This window comes from Jiangella alkaliphila (assembly GCF_900105925.1).
GTDB classification, from domain to species: Bacteria; Actinomycetota; Actinomycetes; order Jiangellales; family Jiangellaceae; genus Jiangella; species Jiangella alkaliphila.
This window is the reverse complement of record NZ_LT629791.1, coordinates 2,370,568-2,389,393: the sequence shown is the minus strand read 5'-3', so window position 1 is coordinate 2,389,393 and position 18,826 is coordinate 2,370,568. Positions and strand designations below refer to the sequence as shown.

General features: G+C 73.6%; 16 protein-coding genes. 6 read left to right on the top strand and 10 right to left on the bottom strand.

Annotated elements, in window-relative coordinates; translation table 11 throughout:
* The first annotated feature begins 202 nt into the window (after positions 1-202).
* Positions 203-1,240 (top strand): hypothetical protein, encoded by a 1,038-nt coding sequence (locus tag BLV05_RS11160; RefSeq protein WP_152690917.1) that lies wholly within the window; start codon positions 203-205, stop codon positions 1,238-1,240.
* Complete coding sequence (locus tag BLV05_RS11155; RefSeq protein ID WP_046770858.1) at positions 1,237-1,782, top strand: hypothetical protein; 546 nt, start codon at positions 1,237-1,239, stop codon at positions 1,780-1,782. Before BLV05_RS11160 ends, BLV05_RS11155 begins: the two co-directional genes overlap by 4 nt.
* A gap of 28 nt (positions 1,783-1,810) precedes the next feature.
* Here the strand turns inward: BLV05_RS11155 and BLV05_RS11150 are convergent, their stop codons facing one another.
* Genes BLV05_RS11150 through BLV05_RS11130 form a run of 5 tightly spaced genes read right to left on the bottom strand, consistent with a single transcriptional unit; the run spans position 1,811 to position 7,743 of the window.
* The gene (locus tag BLV05_RS11150; protein WP_152690916.1) at positions 1,811-3,694 is read right to left on the bottom strand and encodes an efflux RND transporter periplasmic adaptor subunit; all 1,884 of its coding nucleotides are present in this window, start codon (positions 3,692-3,694) and stop codon (positions 1,811-1,813) included.
* The gene (locus tag BLV05_RS11145; RefSeq protein ID WP_046770856.1) at positions 3,687-4,556 is read right to left on the bottom strand and encodes a hypothetical protein; all 870 of its coding nucleotides are present in this window, start codon (positions 4,554-4,556) and stop codon (positions 3,687-3,689) included. The genes BLV05_RS11150 and BLV05_RS11145 overlap by 8 nt, the downstream gene beginning before the upstream one ends.
* 33 nt (positions 4,557-4,589) lie before the next feature.
* Positions 4,590-5,816: an ABC transporter permease gene (locus BLV05_RS11140; protein ID WP_046770855.1), complete on the bottom strand. Its 1,227-nt coding sequence runs from the start codon at positions 5,814-5,816 to the stop codon at positions 4,590-4,592.
* Positions 5,813-6,499 carry an ABC transporter ATP-binding protein gene (locus tag BLV05_RS11135; RefSeq protein ID WP_169790509.1) on the bottom strand — a complete coding sequence of 229 codons (687 nt, stop codon included), beginning with the start codon at positions 6,497-6,499 and terminating at the stop codon, positions 5,813-5,815. The genes BLV05_RS11140 and BLV05_RS11135 overlap by 4 nt, the downstream gene beginning before the upstream one ends.
* 5 nt (positions 6,500-6,504) lie before the next feature.
* Positions 6,505-7,743, bottom strand: coding sequence for an efflux RND transporter periplasmic adaptor subunit (locus tag BLV05_RS11130; RefSeq protein WP_157524238.1), 1,239 nt, complete (start codon positions 7,741-7,743; stop codon positions 6,505-6,507).
* 130 nt (positions 7,744-7,873) lie between these two features.
* Between BLV05_RS11130 and BLV05_RS11125 the strand changes: the two genes are divergently transcribed.
* Complete coding sequence (locus BLV05_RS11125) at positions 7,874-8,587, top strand: response regulator transcription factor (protein WP_046770853.1); 714 nt, start codon at positions 7,874-7,876, stop codon at positions 8,585-8,587.
* Positions 8,584-10,107 (top strand): sensor histidine kinase, encoded by a 1,524-nt coding sequence (locus tag BLV05_RS11120; RefSeq protein ID WP_063932609.1) that lies wholly within the window; start codon positions 8,584-8,586, stop codon positions 10,105-10,107. The genes BLV05_RS11125 and BLV05_RS11120 overlap by 4 nt, the downstream gene beginning before the upstream one ends.
* Before the next feature lie 4 nt (positions 10,108-10,111).
* On the opposite strand, the gene BLV05_RS11115 is transcribed toward BLV05_RS11120, so the two are convergent.
* The 5 genes from BLV05_RS11115 to BLV05_RS11095 all read right to left on the bottom strand — a co-directional run bounded on the left by BLV05_RS11115 (position 10,112) and on the right by BLV05_RS11095 (position 16,192).
* A complete protein-coding gene (locus BLV05_RS11115) occupies positions 10,112-11,014 on the bottom strand; it encodes a MazG family protein (RefSeq protein ID WP_046770852.1) in 903 nt (300 codons plus the stop codon).
* The gene (locus BLV05_RS11110; RefSeq protein ID WP_160312783.1) at positions 11,011-11,631 is read right to left on the bottom strand and encodes a SurA N-terminal domain-containing protein; all 621 of its coding nucleotides are present in this window, start codon (positions 11,629-11,631) and stop codon (positions 11,011-11,013) included. Before BLV05_RS11110 ends, BLV05_RS11115 begins: the two co-directional genes overlap by 4 nt.
* Before the next feature lie 52 nt (positions 11,632-11,683).
* A complete protein-coding gene (gene mfd / locus BLV05_RS11105) occupies positions 11,684-15,328 on the bottom strand; it encodes a transcription-repair coupling factor (RefSeq protein ID WP_046770850.1) in 3,645 nt (1,214 codons plus the stop codon).
* Positions 15,329-15,566: 238 nt separating this feature from the next.
* Positions 15,567-15,971 (bottom strand): type II toxin-antitoxin system VapC family toxin, encoded by a 405-nt coding sequence (locus BLV05_RS11100; protein WP_046770849.1) that lies wholly within the window; start codon positions 15,969-15,971, stop codon positions 15,567-15,569.
* Positions 15,968-16,192: a type II toxin-antitoxin system CcdA family antitoxin gene (locus tag BLV05_RS11095; protein ID WP_046770848.1), complete on the bottom strand. Its 225-nt coding sequence runs from the start codon at positions 16,190-16,192 to the stop codon at positions 15,968-15,970. Before BLV05_RS11095 ends, BLV05_RS11100 begins: the two co-directional genes overlap by 4 nt.
* Before the next feature lie 128 nt (positions 16,193-16,320).
* Between BLV05_RS11095 and BLV05_RS11090 the strand changes: the two genes are divergently transcribed.
* Both BLV05_RS11090 and BLV05_RS11085 read left to right on the top strand, forming a co-directional pair.
* Entirely contained in the window at positions 16,321-17,955 is a 1,635-nt protein-coding gene (locus BLV05_RS11090) for an alkaline phosphatase D family protein (protein WP_046770847.1), read from the top strand.
* Positions 17,952-18,809, top strand: coding sequence for a galactose-binding domain-containing protein (locus BLV05_RS11085; RefSeq protein WP_046770846.1), 858 nt, complete (start codon positions 17,952-17,954; stop codon positions 18,807-18,809). The genes BLV05_RS11090 and BLV05_RS11085 overlap by 4 nt, the downstream gene beginning before the upstream one ends.
* Positions 18,810-18,826 lie beyond the last annotated feature (17 nt).

Sequence of the window (18,826 nt, the reverse complement as noted above, 5' to 3'; positions counted from 1 at the left end):
GGAGTTTCCCTTCGTCGTTGTCTGGTCACAACGTTACCGGTGACCACCCGGGTTCCGGGCGGACGGCCTGCATAGTGGCCACGCAGCCGGTACCGTGCCAGGGGTGACGCAGCCCTCGGCGCCACCCGACCGCGGCGCCGTCCGCTCCGCCGTCGAAGCCCTCCTCCGCACCTGCGTCGACCTCGACCGCCGGGCCGAGGCCGTGGCCGGCGAGTCGAACGCGCGGGCCCAGCGGGTGACCGGCGAGCTGGCCCCAGTGCGCCTGCCGGCGGACGTCGCCGCTCTCACGCAGGAGATCGACCGCCTCGGCCGCGAGCTCGACGCCGACCTCCGCGGGCGGCTCGCCGAGGCGCGGCAGCCCTACGTGACGGAGATCCACGCGCTGCTGGCCCTGCTCGCGCCCTGGCACGGCCTGGCGGCGCTGCCGCCGCTGGTGCCGGCCGCGCCCGCCGGCGCCCTTCGCGACCGCTTCCCCACCGGCTTCGCCCAGGACTACGTGGACGATCTCCTCGGCTCGGTGGACGACAGCCGCACGCTCACGACCCAGACGGCCGATGGCGCGGGGGTGCGAACGCCAGACGAGTCCGACGTTGCCAAGGTGCTGGTCGGCGACCTGCTGCCTGAGGATCTCCGGGACGAGGCTCTGCGTCTACTCCAGGACGACACGTGCCACGCCATGGAACGGCACGGGCACCACATCGACCCCGAGACGCAGCTCGCGCGGCTCGTCTGGCTGAAGGATCCGGCTGGCGAGGAGGTCTGGCGCCTCCAACCGAACGGTTCAGTCGAGTCCGAGCATTGGTGCGGCCCGATGAGTGGTGGCTTCACGTCGCCGGAGGCGATGGCCAAGCCGCTCGCCGTCTTCCTCAGGTGGGCGCACGATCGCGCCGGCGGCGTGAACGAGCTGATCGAGAAGCACACGACGTCGACGACGAACCGACTGGGCATCCATATCAGCGCGGAACTGGCTGGTCTGGTGGCGGGCGACGCGGCCGGCTACCGAGGTACCGCTACGGGGAGCCCTGAGCAGATCGCCGACTGGCGGGCCGCACGTCGTCACGCGATGAGGAACGGGGCACCGCCGGTCTACGGCGTGCCGTACGACCCGATCGCCGCCGGCCAGCAAGCTGGCGTGGTTCTCGCCTTCAAACGGGCCGGGCCGACAGACTGGCACTTGGTCACCTGCTACCCCGTCGAGGACTTCAACCCGAAGAACGAACGTCTGGAGGACCTGACGTGATCCCGGAGAGCAAGAACTTCAAGACGTACTTCGGCACCGGCTTCCACATGGCAGACGAGTTGCCGGAGTTCTACGTCGATGCTTGCGAAGAGGTCCCACAGATGCTCGCTGCCGACGAGGACGGGAGCTACGGCGCCTTCCGCGACGAGTTCGCCGTTCATCTCCGTGACTCGTCCTTTCCGCCGCTGCGGAGGTCGTCGCAGTGGATCACGGACGAGTGGTTGCGCAACGTCTGGTTCGACGCGTTCGGGCCGGAGCCGGCACCGGGCGATCCGTACCCGGTCCCGCGAGAGGACTGGGGCCGCCGGCGGCTCACCGACTACATGCTGCACGCCGTGAACCAGACGCCCGAGCTCAGTTCGCCGGGGGCGCGGGCGTGGCTGGAGGCGCGTGGGCTGACGTTCGAGGACGTGGCGGCTGGGGTGGAGTGGTCGGCGACGGCGCAGTCGCCGAGTTTCCGGCCGGCGCCGGAGGGGTGGCTGGAGCGGCTGCACGACCTCACCGAACGCGGGCTGCGCGCGGAGCAGCCGGGCGAGCGGTAGACCCGCCCACCCGGCCGCCGCGCGGGGATCAGCCGCGGAAGGCGGGCGGCCGGGCGCCGCCACCGCCACCGCCACCGCCACCGAAGCCGCCACCACCGAAGGTGCCGCCGTCCATGAAGGACCCGCCGCCGGTGGGTCCGGCGTCGGAGGAGGGGAGGTCGGCGCCGAGGTCGGCGAGGACCACCTGGTCGCCGGCGGACAGGCCGTCGACGATCTCGGTGCGCTCGGATCCGACGACGCCGACGGTGACCTGGGTGACCTCGACCTCGCCGCCGGAGAAGACGCGGACCGCGCCGCCGTCCGCGGTCAGCGTGATCGCCGAGTTCGGCACGGTCAGCACCTCCGCCGCCTCGCCGAGCAGGAACGACACCTCGGCCTCGGAACCGCTCGCCGCGGTCGCCGGCGGTTCGGCCACCCCGACGACGACGGGGTACTGGGGGCTGCCGCTCGACGTGTCGGGGACGAGGCCGATCGAGACGACCTCGCCGTCGACGCTCTCCGCGGCGCCGGCCGGCCGGACCTCGGCCGCCGTCCCGACCTGGAGGGTGCGCACGTCGCTCTCCGACACCGTCGCCGTCACGGTGATCGCGCCGGGCGCGACGACGGTGATGGTGGCGGACGTGTCGGCGGCGGCGCCGGCGGTCAGGCCCACCGCGGCGACCGTCCCGTCGATCGGCGCCACCATCGTCGCCGCGTCCAGCGCCTGCTCGGCCTGCAGCACCCGCAGCTCCGCCTCGGTCACCGCCGCCTGGTCGCTGGCCAGCTGCGCCGCCTCGGACAGCGCGCTCGCACCGCCCGGGCTCTCCGACGACGGCGGCTCCTGCGGCGCGCCCTCGCCCTGCGGGACGTCGCCCTGCGGCACGTCACCCTGCGGGACGTCACCGCCCTCCGGCGCGCTGCCACCCTGCGGCACATCGCCGCCGGCCGAGGGCTCCTCCCCCGACGGCACACTCGCCGTCGCGAGCAGGTCGGCCAGCGCGGCGATCGCCTGCTGCAATGCCTGCTGATCCCCCGCCGCCTGCTGCTGCGCCGCCTGCGCGGCCTCCAACGCCGCGACGCACGGCTCGAGGTCGGGCGCCGGCGGCTCCGGTTCCGGCTCCGAGGGCGACGGACTCGGCGTCGGCGACTCTGACGGCGACGGGGACGGCGTCCGCGTCGGCGTCTCGGACGGGGTCGGGCTCGGCGACTCCGACGGCGACGACGTGGGCGACGGCGACGGGCTGGTCGTGATCGCAGCCGTCGTCCAGCTGACCGAGTCCGCCGAGACCCCCGACATCGCCGTCGAGCACACCTCCTGCTGCTCCTCCAGGGCAGCGGCGGCCTGGGCCAGGCTCCGGTCGGCCGCCTTCTGCGCCGCCAGCACGGCCTGCTGCAGCGCCGCCAACTGCTCGGCCGCGCCACCACCCTGAGCCGCCGGCGCCTCCCCGACCGGCTGGACGTACGCCACCGCCGTCGCGGCCGCCCCGGACGTCGACGACGAGACAGCCGAAGCCCCGGCCACCGAGTCGGTCTGCCCGTTCAGAGTCGCCTCGAGCGCCGCCTCCGCCTGGGCCAGCTCGGCCTGGGCGTCGGCGAGGTCGGCGGCCAGGTCGGCGGTGTCCAGCGCGGCCAGCTGCTGACCGACCGTCACCGTGTCGCCGACGGCCACGTCGACCGACGCCACGGTGCCGGAGGTGCCGAAGGCGGCGTCGGCGGACGAGGCCGCCTCGGTCGTCCCGGTGGTGTCCAGGGTCTCCGCGACCGACGCGGCCTCCGCCGCCACCGTCCGGTAGGACGCCTCCTCACCAGCGACCGCGACGGCCCAGACCCCGGCCGCGCCGCCCGCGACCAGCACGGTCAGCCCGCCGGCGACGACCAGCCGCAGCTTCCGGCGCCGCCGCGGCCGGCGGCGCAGCGCGAACGCCTCAGGCATCGGGGCCACCCCCGCCCGGCCCCTGGCAGGCGCCGTCGACGGCGGGCGAGACCGCGATCGACGCCGCGGTGACCGCGCCGGTGGAGTCGGGCTCGCCGGCCGCGACGACACAGGTCCCCTCGACCAGCGCCTCCGGCCCGGCGGCCACCTGGGTGGTCCACGTGGTGCCGGCCGACGTGGTGACTGTGACGGCGGTGGGCGCGGCGGTGGTCTCCTCGCCGCGGCTCGGCCGGGTGACCTCGACGGTGAAGCCGTCGGCGCCGACCTCGGTGACGACGCCGACGGTCGGCCCGGCGAACGCGACGTCACCACCGGTGCCCGGCGAGCGGGACGGCCGGTCCGTCGGCGCGCCGTCCGGCAGCTCGGTCGGCCGGCCACCTCCGCCGCCGGCACCCCCGCCACCGCCACCCGCGAACCCGCCGCCGAGCCCGCCTCCACACGAGCCGTCCTCGGCCGGCTGGGTGACGGCGACGCTGGTCGCGGTCACCTCGGTGGCCTCCGGATCGGCGCCCTCGGACTGCACGAGCACGCAGACGCCGGCCGCGACGTCCGCAGCCGTGCCGTCGACCGTCGCCGTGATCGCCGTCGTGTCGGTGTAGGTGACGGCCACCTGCCCGGCCATGCCCTGGACCTGCAACGTCGTCCCGTCGATCACGGCGACCAGCCCGGCCGCGCCGGGGGAGCCGCCGCCCCCGCCGTCCGCGCCGGCCGGACCGCTGGGCTCGGGGCCGCTCAGGTCGGCCTCTGCCTCGGACGTGGTCGCCGGGTCCTCGGAATCGGAGCCGCAGCCGCCGATCACCACCGCGGTGGTGACGGCGAGGGTCAGCAGCACCCGGCGCGGACGCGGAAGGGTCGAGATCATGGTGTGGTCACTCCTGGGTCGGTTCGGGGTCGGTCATTCACTGCGCAGCGCGTCGATGGGGGCGAGCTGCGCGGCGCGGCCGGCGGGGTAGACGCCGAAACCGACGCCGACCGCCAGGGCCATGGCGATCGCTCCGGCGGTCGCGGGGATGGAGATCTCGACCGGCTGGTCGACGAGCCGGGGCAGCAGCTCGGCGCCGAGGACGCCGAGTCCGGCGCCGAGCAGCCCGCCGGCCAGCCCGAGGACGGACGCCTCGAGCAGGAACTGCCGCCGGATCACGGCCGGGGTGGCGCCGAGCGCCTTGCGCAGCCCGATCTCGCGGATCCGCTCGGTGACGGAGACGAGCATGATGTTCATGACGCCGATCCCGCCCACGACCAGGGAGATCCCGGCGATGCCGGCGAGCAGGATGGTGAGCGTCCGGTCGGTCTCGGTGGCGGTCTCCAGCAGCGACTCCTGCGTGGAGATGGTGTAGTCGGCCTCGTCGTCGGACGTGAGGCCGTGCGCGGTGGCCAGCGCCGCGTCGACCTCCTGGTAGGCGGCGGACAGCTGGTCCGCAGACGCCGCCTCGACGTAGATGGTCGAGACCGAGGTCGAACCGGCAGCTAGCCGCGCCGATGCCGTCGACGCGGGAACGATGGCCAGGTCGTCCTCATCGGCCGCGGACGACGAGCCCACCGAGTCGAGCACGCCGACGACGGTGAACGCGGCGCCGCCGGCCATCACCGTCTGACCGACGGGGTCCAGCGGGCCGAACAGCTCGCTCGCGGTGTCCGGCCCGAGCACGATGACGGCGGCCTCGTTCTCGAGGTCCTGGTCGGTGAGGAACCGGCCCGAGCTCAGGCTCCGGTTCCGCACGTCCAGCCAGGCCGGCGTGGCGCCGTTGACGGTGGTGGTCCAGTTGGTGCTGCCGGCGGTGAGCGACTGGGGTCCGCCGCTCACCGGTGCGACGCCGGCGACGTCGGGCGCGACCACCTCCGACTCCAGCAGCTCGGCGTCGTCCATGGTGAGGGTGGTGGCCGAGCCGGTGCCGCCGCGCAGGCCGGACGCGTCGGTACTGCTGCCCGGTGTGACGATCAGCAGGTTGCTGCCGAGCGCGCTGATCTGCGCCCGGACCTCCGCCTGCGCTCCCTGCCCGAAGCCGATGGTGAGGATCACCGAGGCGATGCCGATGAGGATGCCGACGATCGTCAGCAGCGAGCGCAGCCGGTGCGTGCGGACGGCCTCCCAGCCGGTGCGCAGCGTGTCGAGCCAGTTCATCGGCGCACCGCCGGCGCCGTGACCCGCAGCTCGCCGTCGTGGATGCGCACGACCCGCTGGGCCGCCCTGGCGACCTCCTCCTCGTGCGTGATCAGCACGATCGTCCGGCCCTGGTCGTGCAGTTCCTCGAGGAGCGCGAGCACGTCACGGGTCGAGCGCGAGTCCAGGTTGCCGGTCGGCTCATCGGCCAGGATCAGCGCGGGGTCGGTGACCAGCGCCCGGGCGATCGCGACCCGCTGCTGCTGGCCGCCGGACAGCTCCCGCGGCCGGTGGTCCACCCGGTCGGACAGGCCGACGCGGCCCAGCGCGGCCAGCGCCCGCCGGCGCCGCTCGTCGCCCGGCACACCCGCGTAGGCGAGCGGCAGTTCGACGTTGCGCAGCGCCGTCAGGTGCGCCAGCAGGTTGAACTGCTGGAACACGAAGCCGATGAGCCGGTTGCGGACCTCCGCGAGTTCGTTCTCGCTCAGCTCGCCGACGTCGACGCCGACCAGCCGATAGGTCCCCGACGTCGGCGTGTCGAGGCAGCCGAGGATGTTCATCAGCGTGGACTTGCCGGAGCCGGACGGGCCCATGATCGCGACGTAGTCGCCCTCGTCGATCCCCAGGTCGATGCCGCGCAGGGCGTCGACGTGCAGCGTTCCGGTCTGGTAGGACTTGCGGACGCCATCGAGGTGCAGAACCACGCCGGTCACCCCTGCCCGCCGTTGGGTGCGCCGCCGCCGGGGAAGCCGCCACCACCGGGGAACTCGCCGCCGGGGAACCGACTGCCGGGCGGCAGCTCCTCACCGTCCTCGCCGCCGCCCCCACCCCCTCCGCCGCCGCGAATGGCCATCGGGACGACGACCTCCGCGCCGGCCTCCAGGCCACTGACGATCTCCGTCTGGATGCCGAAGCTGGTGCCGATCTCGACCGGCGTCTCGACCTGCGAGCCGTCCTCCGACACGACGGTGACCGTGGTCGCGCCGTCGGTCGTGGCGACCGCCGCGGTCGGCACGGTCAGGACGTCGGCGCGCTGCTCGACGATGATCGACACGTCGGCGCTGCCGCCCGCGTAGACGCCGTCGACCGCGCCGGTCACCGCGATCTCCACCGGGAACGTGGCGGCGCCGGAGGTCGAGCTGGAGGCCACCAGGCCGACCGAGCTGACGGTGCCGTAGACGACCTCGCCGCCGTCGGACGGCGTCAGCTCGGCCTGCAGGCCCTCCTGCAGGCGGCTCAGGTCGGCGCTGCCCACGCTGGTCTCCACCACGAACGCGTCGGTGGTGATCACCGTGATCTGCGCGCCCGTGCCGGTCGACGGCGTCGTACTGGAGGCGCCGGTCGCGCCGGTCGCCCCCGCCGAACCGGTTGAACCCGTCGAACCGGACGACGCCGACGACCCACTGACCTCGTCACCGACGGCGACGTCCACCGACGCCACCGTGCCGGCGATGGTCGACGTCAGCGTGGCGTCGTCCAGCGCCTCCGTGGCCTGCGCGACCCGGGACTCCGCGGCCGCGACGGACGCCTCGTCCGCGGCCAGCTGGGTGTCCGTCGCACCGGCGTCGGTGTCGGAGTCGAGCCGTTCCAGCGCCGCGTCCAGGGCCGCCTCGGCCGCCGTCAGCTCCGCGTCCAGCGTCTCGGTGCCGACGGTGGCCAGCGCCTGGCCGGCCACGACCACATCGCCGACGGCGACGTCGACGGAGAGCACCTCGCCGCTCACGGCGAACGACAGCTCGGCGGTCTCGGCCGGCTGGAAGGTGCCGGTGCTGGCCACCGTCTCCTCGTAGGTGCCGACGGCGGCCTCGGCGGTGGTCGTCGACGCCGTGGCGGCCGGGTCGTCCTGCGTCACCGCCCAGGCGGCACCGGCCGCGCCGACCGCGGCGGCCATCGTCCCCAGCAGCACAATCGCCCGTCGCGCACGACGGGACTTCGGTAGCAGTCGCACCCGAACACGATCGGGGTTCTTCCTGGCACCGCCCTGGGACGAACCTGGCAACCGCCTGTGAACGGCATTCACAGCAAACTCCCAGCCTGCTGCCAGGAAGCTCTCAGCCGGGACCGGCAAGGTGCGGCCCATGGCCGCACCGGAACCGGACGGGCGGCTCGTCGTCGTGGACGACGAGCCGAACATCGTCGAGCTGCTCGCCGCCAGCCTGCGCTACGCCGGGTTCGAGGTCACGACCGCGCGCAGCGGCCGCCAGGCGCTGGACCTCGTCCTCGCCGAGCAGCCCGACCTCGTCGTGCTCGACGTCCTGATGCCGGACATGGACGGCTTCGCGGTCGTGCGCCAGCTGCGCAGCCACCGGGTGGACGTGCCGGTGCTGTTCCTCACCGCGAGGGACGCCAGCGAGGACCGCGTCATGGGCCTCACGATCGGCGCGGACGACTACGTGACCAAGCCGTTCAGCCTGGAGGAGGTGGTGGCCCGGATCCGGGCCATCCTGCGCCGCTCCCGCGGCAGCGGCCGCGACGAGACGACGGCCCGGCTGTCCTACGCCGACCTGGAGCTGGACGACGACCGGCACGAGGTGTGGAAGGCCGGCCGCGCCGTGGACCTGTCGCCGACGGAGTTCAAGCTGCTGCGCTACTTCCTGGCCAACCAGGGCCGGGTGCTCAGCAAGGCGCAGATCCTCGACCACGTCTGGTCCTACGACTTCGGCGGCGACGCGAGCGTCGTCGAGTCCTACATGTCGTACCTGCGCCGCAAGCTCGACCAGGGCACGCCCAAGCTGCTGCACACGGTGCGCGGCGTCGGCTACGTCCTGCGGCAGCCGCGCGAGAGCCCGTGAGGACGCGGCTGGCCCGGGCGTGGCAGGCCCGGCGCGACCGCACGCCGTTGCGGACCCAGTTGCTGCTGGTGGTCGTGGCCTTGGCCGCCGTGACGGTCCTGGCCACCAGCGTCGTCGCGGCGGCCGTGCTGCAGGGCTACCTGATGGACCGCACCGACGACCAGCTGCGGCAGGCGGCCCGCCCGTTCGAAGGGCAGTTCCGGCCCGGCCCGATCGATGCCGACCCGCGCCCGTTCCGGCCGCTCGCCGACTACAGCATCACCGTCTTCGCCCCGGACGGCGCCCCCGTCTCGACCACCGACGACGCGGACTCGGACCGGCCGGGCCCGCAGCTGCCGACGATGGACACCGCGACGGCGACGGAGCTGAGCGGCGTCCCGTTCACCGTCGACGCCGTCGAGGGCGACGGGACCTGGCGGGTCCTGGTGCTGGTCACGGAGGACGGCGGGTCGGCCGCGCTGGGCCGGCCGCTGAACGACGTCGACGCGACCGTCGACCAGCTGCTGCTGATCGACGGCGTCGTCGCCGTGCTCGCGCTGGCGGCGCTGGCCGGGCTGGCCTGGTGGACGGTGCGCACCCGGCTGCGGCCGCTGGAGGAGGTCGAGCACACCGCCGAGGCGATCGCGGCCGGCGACCTGAGCCGCCGCATCCCGCCGCGCGACCCGCGCACCGAGGTGGGCCGGCTGTCCGCCTCGCTCAACACGATGCTCGGCCAGATCGAGTCGGCATTCCTCGCCCGCCGGATCTCCGAGCGGGAGGCGCGCGAGTCCGAGCAGCGCATGCGCCGCTTCATCGGCGACGCCAGCCACGAGCTGCGCACCCCGCTCACCTCGATCCGCGGCTTCGCCGAGCTGTACCGGCAGGGTGTCGTGCACGACGAGGCCGAGGTGCGCCGGCTGCTGCGCCGGGTCGAGGACGAGGCGGCCCGCATGGGGCTGCTCGTCGACGACCTCCTGCTGCTCGCCCGGCTGGACCAGCAGCCGGTGATCGCCCGGGCGCCGGTGGACCTGATCGAGATCGTCGTCGAGTCGGTCCTGCACGCCCGCGTCGTGGCCCGCGACCACGACCTCCGGCTGCGCGTCGACGCCCGGCCGGTGCCGCCGCTCATCGGCGACGCGCTGCGGCTGCGGCAGGTCGTGGACAACCTGGTGCGCAACGCGACCGTCCACACGCCGCCCGGCACCGTGGTCGACGTCAGCGTCGGCGGCACCGCGGAGGGCTGGGCCGTGCTGGAGGTGCGCGACGACGGGCCGGGCCTGGCCGGCGAGGACGCCGCGCACGTGTTCGAGCGGTTCTACCGCGCCGACCCGTCCCGGTCGCGGTCCGACGGCGCCCGGTACAGCGGCAGCGGCCTCGGCCTGTCGATCGTGTCCGCGCTGGTGGCCGCGCACGGCGGCCGGGTCGAGCTGCGGTCCGTGCCGGGCGAGGGCGCGACGTTCCGGGTGCTGCTCCCGCCGGCCGGCGGCGACGCGGCCGCGGCCACGACCTGGCTGACGCTGGAGGCCGCGCCGGAGGTGTGACCGATCAGCGGGTGGCCTCGGCGGCCTTGACGGCGGCGACGTAGCGGCGGGCGGCATCGCGCAGCGCCTGCTCAGGGTCGATGCCACGGTCGCGGGCGGCCGCGGCCAGCGCGAACAGCGCGTCGCCGACCTCCTCGGCGGACTCCGGCGCGCGCCCGGGCGGTGCCGGCGCCGGGACCGGCACGCCGGCCTTCTCGACCCGGTGGACGAGCTTGGCGGCCAGCGACAGCGCCGGCTGGGCGAGCGGCACGCCGTCGACGGCGGAGGAGCGGTTCTTCTCCTCGCGCTTCAGCCGCTCCCACCGCTCCCCGACGTCGGACGCGGACGACGCCTGGACGTCGCCGAAGACGTGCGGATGCCGGCGGACCAGCTTGTCCTCGATGCCGGCCGCGACCTCGTCGATCCCCCACGGCTGCGTCGCGCGCTCCTGCGCCAGCCGGGCGTGGAAGATCACCTGCAGCAGCAGGTCGCCGAGCTCTTCGCGCAGATCGTCGTCGTTGTCCGACTCGATCGCCTCGAGCGTCTCGTAGGTCTCCTCCAGCAGGTACGTCGCCAGGCTGCGGTGGGTCTGCTCTGCGTCCCACGGGCAGCCGCCGGGCGAGCGGAGCCGGTCCATGACGGCGACGAGGTCGAGCAGCCGCGCGCCGGGCAGGTCGGCCGAGCCGACGACGACACGGGCGTCCGGGAACCCTGCGCCGTCGTCGCCGGGCGGCAGCAGCCAAACGACGTCACCGCCTGGCGGCGAGGACACCACGGAGACGTCGATGCCGGCCGCGCGCACCGGGGCCACCTGCGGGTGCGCCTCGTCGTCGACGTACACGGAGCCCGCCCGCAGCGCGTCCCACGCGGCGGCGGAGAGCAGCCCGGGGGCGACCCGCGGGCTGGTGGCGAGCAGGACCAGGCTCACTCGACCGGCGGGAGCGGCTGCTCCTCGGCCGCGTCGGAGCCGCCGGCGGGCTCGGAGATCGAGCCGGTGTCGGCGCTGACGGCGAGGTCCTCGCCCCAGGCGCCGTACCGCGGATTGACCTCGACGCCCAGTTCGTCGCCGAGTTCGACGAGGGTCTGGGTGAGCGCGGCGGCGTCGGCGCCGGTCTCCTCGGAGTAGGCCTGCGCGATCAGCTGGTCGGCGACGCCGGCACGGAACGCCTGCTCGGTGAAGCCGGCCTGCGCGAGCGCCGAGGTGAGGTCGCCGCCGGGCGCCTGGCCGGAGATCTCGTCGATGGCGACGTCGATGTCGGCCTCGCTGACCTGGAGACCCTCGTCGTCGGCCAGCCGCACGAAGATCTCGTGCTGGATGTGCCGGGTCAGGACGGTCCGCTGGAACGCCGGCATGCCGCCGGCCGCCTCGACGTCGAAGCCGTCGAGCCGCTGGGCGTGGTCGACCGCGTTCTGCAGGTCGTCGACGGTGAACCGGTCGCCGTCGACGACGACGGCGGCGCCGATCTGCTCGGAGTCGCACGCGGCCAGCGCGACGGCGCTGGCCGCGGCGAGGGACGCGATGACGATGCGTCGGATGGTCGACACGGTGATCCTCTTCGTCGGTTCGGCCTGCGGTGGGACGATGCCCGGCCGCATCTTATCCAGCCCGGGTGCCGGCCACGTCGGGCTGGTGGGCGATGACGTCGTCGATGACGGTCTTCGCCCAGGCCAGCAGCTCGACGCCGCGCAGCTGCGGCCCGCCGATCTGGGTCGGCCGGGGCCGGGGCACCAGCATCGTCCCGACGGCGTCCTTGACCAGTGACTTCGGGTAGAGCCGGCCGAGCCGGACCCGCTGCCAGTCGGCCAGCTCGACGTGCGCGAACCGGATGTAGGTGCCTTGGACGGTGACCTCGGACAGCCCCGCGCGCCGGGCGTGCGCCCGGAACCGGGCCACCGCCAGCAGGTTCTCGACCGGCTCGGGCGGCGCGCCGTAGCGGTCGGTCAGCTCCTCGAGCACGGCGTCAACGGCGGCGTCGTCGACCGCCTCGGACAGCCGCCGATACGCCTCGAGCCGCAGCCGCTCGCTGGCGACGTAGTCGTGCGGGATGTGCGCGTCGACCGGCAGCTCGATGCGGACCTCGGGCTGTGCCTCGGCGCCGTCGCCGCGGTACTCCGACACCGCCTCGCCGACCAGCCGCACGTAGAGGTCGAACCCGACGTCGGCGATGTGGCCGGACTGCTCGCCGCCGAGCAGGTTGCCCGCGCCGCGGATCTCGAGGTCCTTCATCGCGACCTGCATGCCGGCGCCGAGGTCGGAGTGCTGGGCGATGGTGGCCAGCCGCTCGTGCGCCTCCTCGGTCAGCGGGGTCTCGCGCGGGTAGAAGAAATACGCGTACGCCCGCTCGCGGCCACGGCCGACCCGGCCGCGCAACTGGTGCAGCTGCGACAGGCCGAGCCGCTCGGACCGGTCGACGACCAGCGTGTTGGCGTTGGAGATGTCGAGGCCGGTCTCGACGATCGTCGTGCACACCAGCACGTCGACTTCGCGCTGCCAGAACGCGTTGATGACCTGTTCGAGGACGTGCTCGCCCATCTGGCCGTGTGCCGTGGCGATGCGGGCCTCGGGCACCAGCTGGCGCAGGTGCGCCGCGGTCTTCTCGATGGTGTCGACCCGGTTGTGCACGAAGAACACCTGGCCGTCGCGCATCAGCTCGCGCCGGAGCGCAGCGCCGACCTGCTTCTCGTCGTACCCGCCGACGTAGGTGAGGACGGGGTGGCGCTCCTCAGGCGGGGTGGTGATGACGCTCATGTCGCGGATGCCGGTGATCGACATCTCCAGCGTCCGCGGGATCGGCGTCGCCGACATCGTCAGCACGTCGACGTTCGCGCGCAGGTGCTTCAGCTTCTCCTTGTGCTCGACGCCGAAGCGCTGCTCTTCGTCGACGATCAGCAGGCCGAGGTCCTTGAACCGGACGTCGCCGGTGATCAGCCGGTGGGTGCCGATGACGACGTCGACCGTGCCGTCGTGCAACCCCTCGATGGTGTCGGCGGCCTCCGCGTCGGCCTGGAACCGCGACAGCGCCCGGATCGTCACCGGGAACGGCGCGAACCGCTCCGAGAAGGTGGAGAAGTGCTGGCCCACCAGCAGCGTCGTGGGCACCAGCACACCGACCTGCTTGCCGTCCTGGACCGCCTTGAACGCCGCCCGCACGGCGATCTCGGTCTTGCCGTAGCCGACGTCGCCGGCGATGACGCGGTCCATCGGGATCTCGCGCTCCATGTCGCGCTTGACCTCGTCGATGGTGGACAGCTGGTCGGTGGTCTCAACGTACGGAAACGCGTCCTCCAGCTCACTCTGCCAGGGCGTGTCCTGGCCGAAGGCGTGGCCCGGCGCGGCCTGGCGGGCGGCGTACAGCTTGATCAGCTCGGCGGCGATCTCCTTGACCGCCTTGCGGGCCCGGCCCTTGCGCTTGGCCCAGTCGCTGCCGCCGATGCGGTCGAGGCCGGGCGCGTCGCCGCCGACGTACTTGGTGACCTGCTCGAGCTGGTCGGTCGGGACGTACAGGCGGTCGCCCGGCTGGCCGCGCTTGGACGGCGCGTACTCGACGACGAGGTACTCGCGGGTGGCGCCCTGCACCGTCCGGCTGGTCATCTCGACGTAGCGGCCGACGCCGTGCTGGTCGTGCACGACGTAGTCGCCGAGCTTGAGCTGGAGCGGGTCGACCTGGTTGCGCCGACGGCTGGGCATGCGGGTGGTGCCCTTGGTGGACACCCGCTGGCCGGTGAGGTCGTCCTCGGTCAGGACGGCGAGGCCGGCGGCCTGCGCGATGAACCCGTGGGTGAGCCCGCCGGTGGTGACCAGGACGACGCCCGGCGCCGGCGCGGTGTCGACGTGCTCGACGTAGCGCGCGGGCACCTCGGACTCGCCCAGGACCTCGACGACCCGCTCGGCGGTGCCGTGGCCACCTGTGACGAACACGGCGCGGCCGCCGGTGGCCAGCCAGCCGGAGATGTCGGCGATGGCCCGCTGGGTGTCGCCGCGGTACGTCTCGGCCGGGCGGACGTCCAGCTCGCGGGTGTCGACGGCGCCCGCCGTCACCATGTCGTCGCCGAGGTCGACGGCGTACAGGTCGGCGTCGAGGTCGACGGGCTGCGGCCGCTCCGGGACGTCGTCGGTGCTGCCGAGGCCGAAGGAGCTGAGGCTCCACCAGGGCAGGCCCTGCCGGATCGCCTGCGCCCGGACGTCGCCGAGCGTGTGGTACGCCGCCGCGCCGAGGTCGATCGGCGCCGTGCCGCCGCCGGCCGCCGCGGCCCACGACGCGTCGAGGAACTCCTGGCTGGTGGCGACCATGTCGTGCGCCCGGGTGCGGACCCGCTCGGGGTCGCAGACCAGCACGTGGGTGCCGGCGGGCAGCAGGTCGATCAGCATCTCCATGCGGTCGACCAGCACCGGCGCCAGCGACTCCATGCCCTCGACGGCGATGCCGGCGGCGATCTTCTCCAGCATCTCGCCCAGTTCGGGGTGCTCGTGCGCGAGCGCGGCCGCCCGCGTGCGGACGTCGTCGGTGAGCAGCAGCTCGCGGCACGGCGGCGCCCACAGCCCGTGCTCGGCTGCGTCGGTGGAGCGCTGGTCGGCGACGGTGAAGTAGCGGATCTCCTCGACGGTGTCGCCCCAGAAGTCGACCCGTACCGGGTGCTCCTCAGTCGGCGGGAAGACGTCGACGATGCCGCCGCGGACGGCGAACTCGCCCCGTCGCTCCACGAGGTCGACGCGGACGTACGCGGCGGCGGCCAGCTGCTCGACGACGGCGTCGAGCGCGACGTCGTCGCCCGGCTTCAGCGCGACCGGGCGCAGGTCGGCCAGCCCGGCGACCTGCGGCTGCAGCACACTGCGCACCGGCGCGACGACGACCTTGACCGGTCCGCCGGACTCGAGGTCGGGGTGAACCAGCCGGCGCAGCACGGCCAGCCGCCGGCCGACCGTGTCGCTGCGCGGCGACAGGCGCTCGTGCGGCAGCGTCTCCCAGGCCGGGTACTCGACGACCGACTCGGGCGGCAGCAGGCAGCGCAGCTCGGTGGCGAGGTCCTCGGCCTCGCGTCCGGTGGCGGTGACGGCGAGCACCGTCCGGCCAGCACCGGCCTCGTCGGCGGCGATGGCACCCGCCACGAACGGGCGCAACGCCGGCGGCGCGGTGAGGTCGAGGGCGGTGACCGCACCCGTGCGCGCGTCGGCGACGGCCGAGCGCAGGGTGGGATCGCCGTCGCTGCCGAGGAGGGCGGACAGCAGACCGCTGAGACTCATGTTGACCTTCCGGGCACGCAGACATGCCCCCACACCGGCTGGGGTGGGGGGTCGCTACGAGCTTACGACGTTCCGCCGACAGAGTCGCGGCGCTCGCCGCGGAGTGACGAGGTCGCCGCCCTTGGCAAGGCTGGTCGTCGTGACAGCGCCCGATTTGCCCGGCCTCCCGCGACGACCAGGCTTGCCAAGGCAGTCGAGCGCGCCGTGGTAATTGGGTTCGCGCAGCGGACGCACGCGACTATGCGTTGAGCGGGAGTATCAGGCTCGACGCCGAACCCGCCCTTGTCAGTCGGGCATCGGTCGTCACCAGGCCGAGGCCGAGACGCTCTGCTAGTGCGAGATAGAGGGCGTCGGTCAGTCGCGTGTCGTGCCTGTGCGCCCACGCGAGATCCAGCAGATCAGGCAGACCATGCCGGACGACCGGCATCGTCTCGAGGAGATCGAGCAGATCCGTCACGTCCGGGTCGGACAGGACGCCGGCACGCTGGAGCCGGCCGAAGGCACTCAGCAACTCCGCGTCGACATGTGCGGGAGCGTGAAGCGCCCGCCCTTCGATGGTCTTCGCCACGACCTCCGCTCGATCGGTCGGAACGATGAGATCGACAAGGGCTGAGGCATCGACGACCACGGCTTCGAGGTTCACGTCGCGCCGAACTCTTCCCGAGCGGCGTCGAGGGCTTCCATGGCGTGATCGTGCGTGACTCCGGCGTATCGGCGACGGCGCACGCGGTCGAGCCACGTCTCCGCCTTGCGCCGGTCGAGTTCTTGCCGCAACGCCTGCTGCGTCAGTTGGGACACATTGAGATCCGACGCCCTGGCCTCTTCGGCCAGGTCATCGGGGAGGTACACGTTCAGGCGAGCCATACACACATGGTATGTACACGGCGTCCTGTCCGGCAAGCGCGAGTGGCATGCCTGGTCCCCGACTTGTTCTACAAGTGGACACCTCGCGTCCGTTCTGGCGTCGGCTGCGACTGATCTGCTGACCTGTCATGACCGGCGACCGCACCCCCTTCAGAGGGCTCAGGCTGGACGCGGTCGATGCCACTCGGCGCAGGTTCCTCACCGTCACGGGCGCGGCCATGGGCCTCGCCGTGGTGGGGTCGCTGCCCGGCCTGGCGTCGGCCGACGGTTCGGCCGTCGAGCTCACCCAGTTGCCCGAGGACCCGTTCGCGCTGGGCGTCGCGTCGGGCGACCCGCTCAGCGACTCCGTCGTGCTGTGGACCCGGCTGGCGCCGCGGCCGCTGGAGCCGTTCGGCGGCCTCGGCCCGCGCCCCGTCATGGTGCTGTGGGAGATCGCGGAGGACCCGGCTTTCCGCCGCGTCGTCCGCAAGGGCACCGCCCGGGCCCGGCGCGTGGAGTCGTACAGCGTCCACATCGACGTGCAGGGGCTGCGGCCGTGGCGGGAGTACTGGTACCGCTTCCGCGTCGGCCGGCACGTGAGCCCGGCCGGCCGCACCCGCACCGCGCCGGCCGCCGGTGACTCCCCCGCCGCCCTGCGGTTCGCGTTCGCCTCCTGCCAGGCCTACTACGAGGGCTTCTACACCGCCTACGCCGACATGGCGGCGCGCCAGCACGACGTCGTCTTCCACCTGGGCGACTACCTGTACGAGTACGGCGTGACGGCGGGCGCGGGCGTCCGTCAGCAGCAGCTCCCGGCCGACCAGCTGCGCGAGACGATGACGCTGGACGAGTACCGCGGCCGCTACGCGCTGTACAAGTCCGACCCCGACCTGCAGGCCGCCCACGCCGCCGCGCCGTGGATCGTCACGATGGACGACCACGAGGTCGAGAACAACTGGGCGGACGAGATCTCGGAGACCAACGCGCCGCGCAACGAGTTCGTGGTCCGCCGCGCGAACGCGTTCCGTGCCTGGTGGGAGCACATGCCGGTGCGGCTGTCGCAGCAGCCGATCGGCCCGGACCTGCAGCTGTACCGCCGGTTCCAGTACGGCGACCTCGTCCGGTTCAACCTGCTCGACACCCGCCAGTACCGCGACGACCAGGCGGCCGGCGACGGGTCGGACCCGCCGAACCCCGGCTCGCTGGACCCGAACCGCACCATCACGGGCGCGGAGCAGGAGCGGTGGCTGCTGGACGGGTTCGCCGAGCGGTCCGCGCGGTGGGAGGTGCTGGCCCACCAGACGGCGATCGCGCAGCTGGACACTCGCGCCGGCGCCGAGGTGATCGTGCCGATGGACACCTGGGACGGGTACGTGGCGTCGCGGCAGCGGGTGATCGGCGGCGCGGCCGAGCGGGGCGTGCGCAACCTCGTCAGCATCGCCGGCGACCTGCATCGCAGCGTCGTGTCCGAGCTGAAGGCCGACTACGCCGACCCGGCCGCTCCGGTGGTCGGGACGGAGTTCGTGGGCACGTCGATCACGTCCGGCCGCGACGGCATGGATATCGACCCCGGCGGCCAGACCATCCTGGACGAGAACCCGCACGTGAAGTTCGGCAACTTCCAGCGCGGCTACGTGCACGTCGACGTCACGCCGGAGCAGTGGCTGACCGACTACCGCGTGGCCGACCGCGTCACCGTCCCCGGCGGCGTCATGAGCACACGGGCGCGCATCGCGGTCGCCGACGGCGACCCCAGCATCCACATCGAGGGAGGTCAGGCATGAGGCGGCAGCTCGCGGTCGTCCTGGTGTCGGCGACGGCGCTCGGCCTGCTCACCGCCGTGGTCAGCACCGCGGCGCGGCCGGACCGCGACCCCGTCCGACTCAGCGCGACGCCGGAGCGGGTCGAGGTGGTCGGGCTGCCGTGCCTGCCCACCGCGTTCCAGGCCGGCATGACGAACGCCGGCTCGGCCGACCTCTACGCGGACCTGGAGCTGACGCCGTCCGGCCCGGTGACGCTGGACCGCCGGATCGTCTCGTCGTGGCTGCCCGCGTGGGACCCGGACCATACGGTGAACACCCGCGTCGGCGTGACGGTGCCGCGCGACGCCGCGCCGGGCTCGTACGACGTGCGGCTGACCACGCCGGAGGGCAAGGGCCTGACCGTCCCGGTCGAGGTGCTGCCGCTGCCGACGAAGGGCGCCGGCGACAACCAGGCGCTCGGCGAGCAGGCGGCGGCGTCCTCGACGCACGCGAACTTCGAGGTCTGCGGCGCGGTCGACGGCAACACCGACTCCGAGGAGTGGGACACGCTGACCGGCTGGAACGACGGCACCAGCCGCGTCTTCCCGGACACCTACGACGTCGCCCTGGCCGGTCCGACGACCGTCGCGCGGGTCGAGACCTGGACGCTGGACTCGACGCGGTACCCGGCGGCCCGCTACGGCCTGCGCGACTTCGACGTCCAGGTGCGGGTGGGCGGTGCGTGGCAGACCGTGCACGAGGTGCGCGGCAGCACCGCCGGCCGGGTGACGTCGACGTTCGCCCCGGTGACCGCGGACGCCGTCCGGATCGTCGGCCTGGCGTCCAACAGCGCCGACTACTCGCGGCTCGTCGAGGTCCAGGTCTTCACCGGCTGAGACGCGCGACCGGGGCC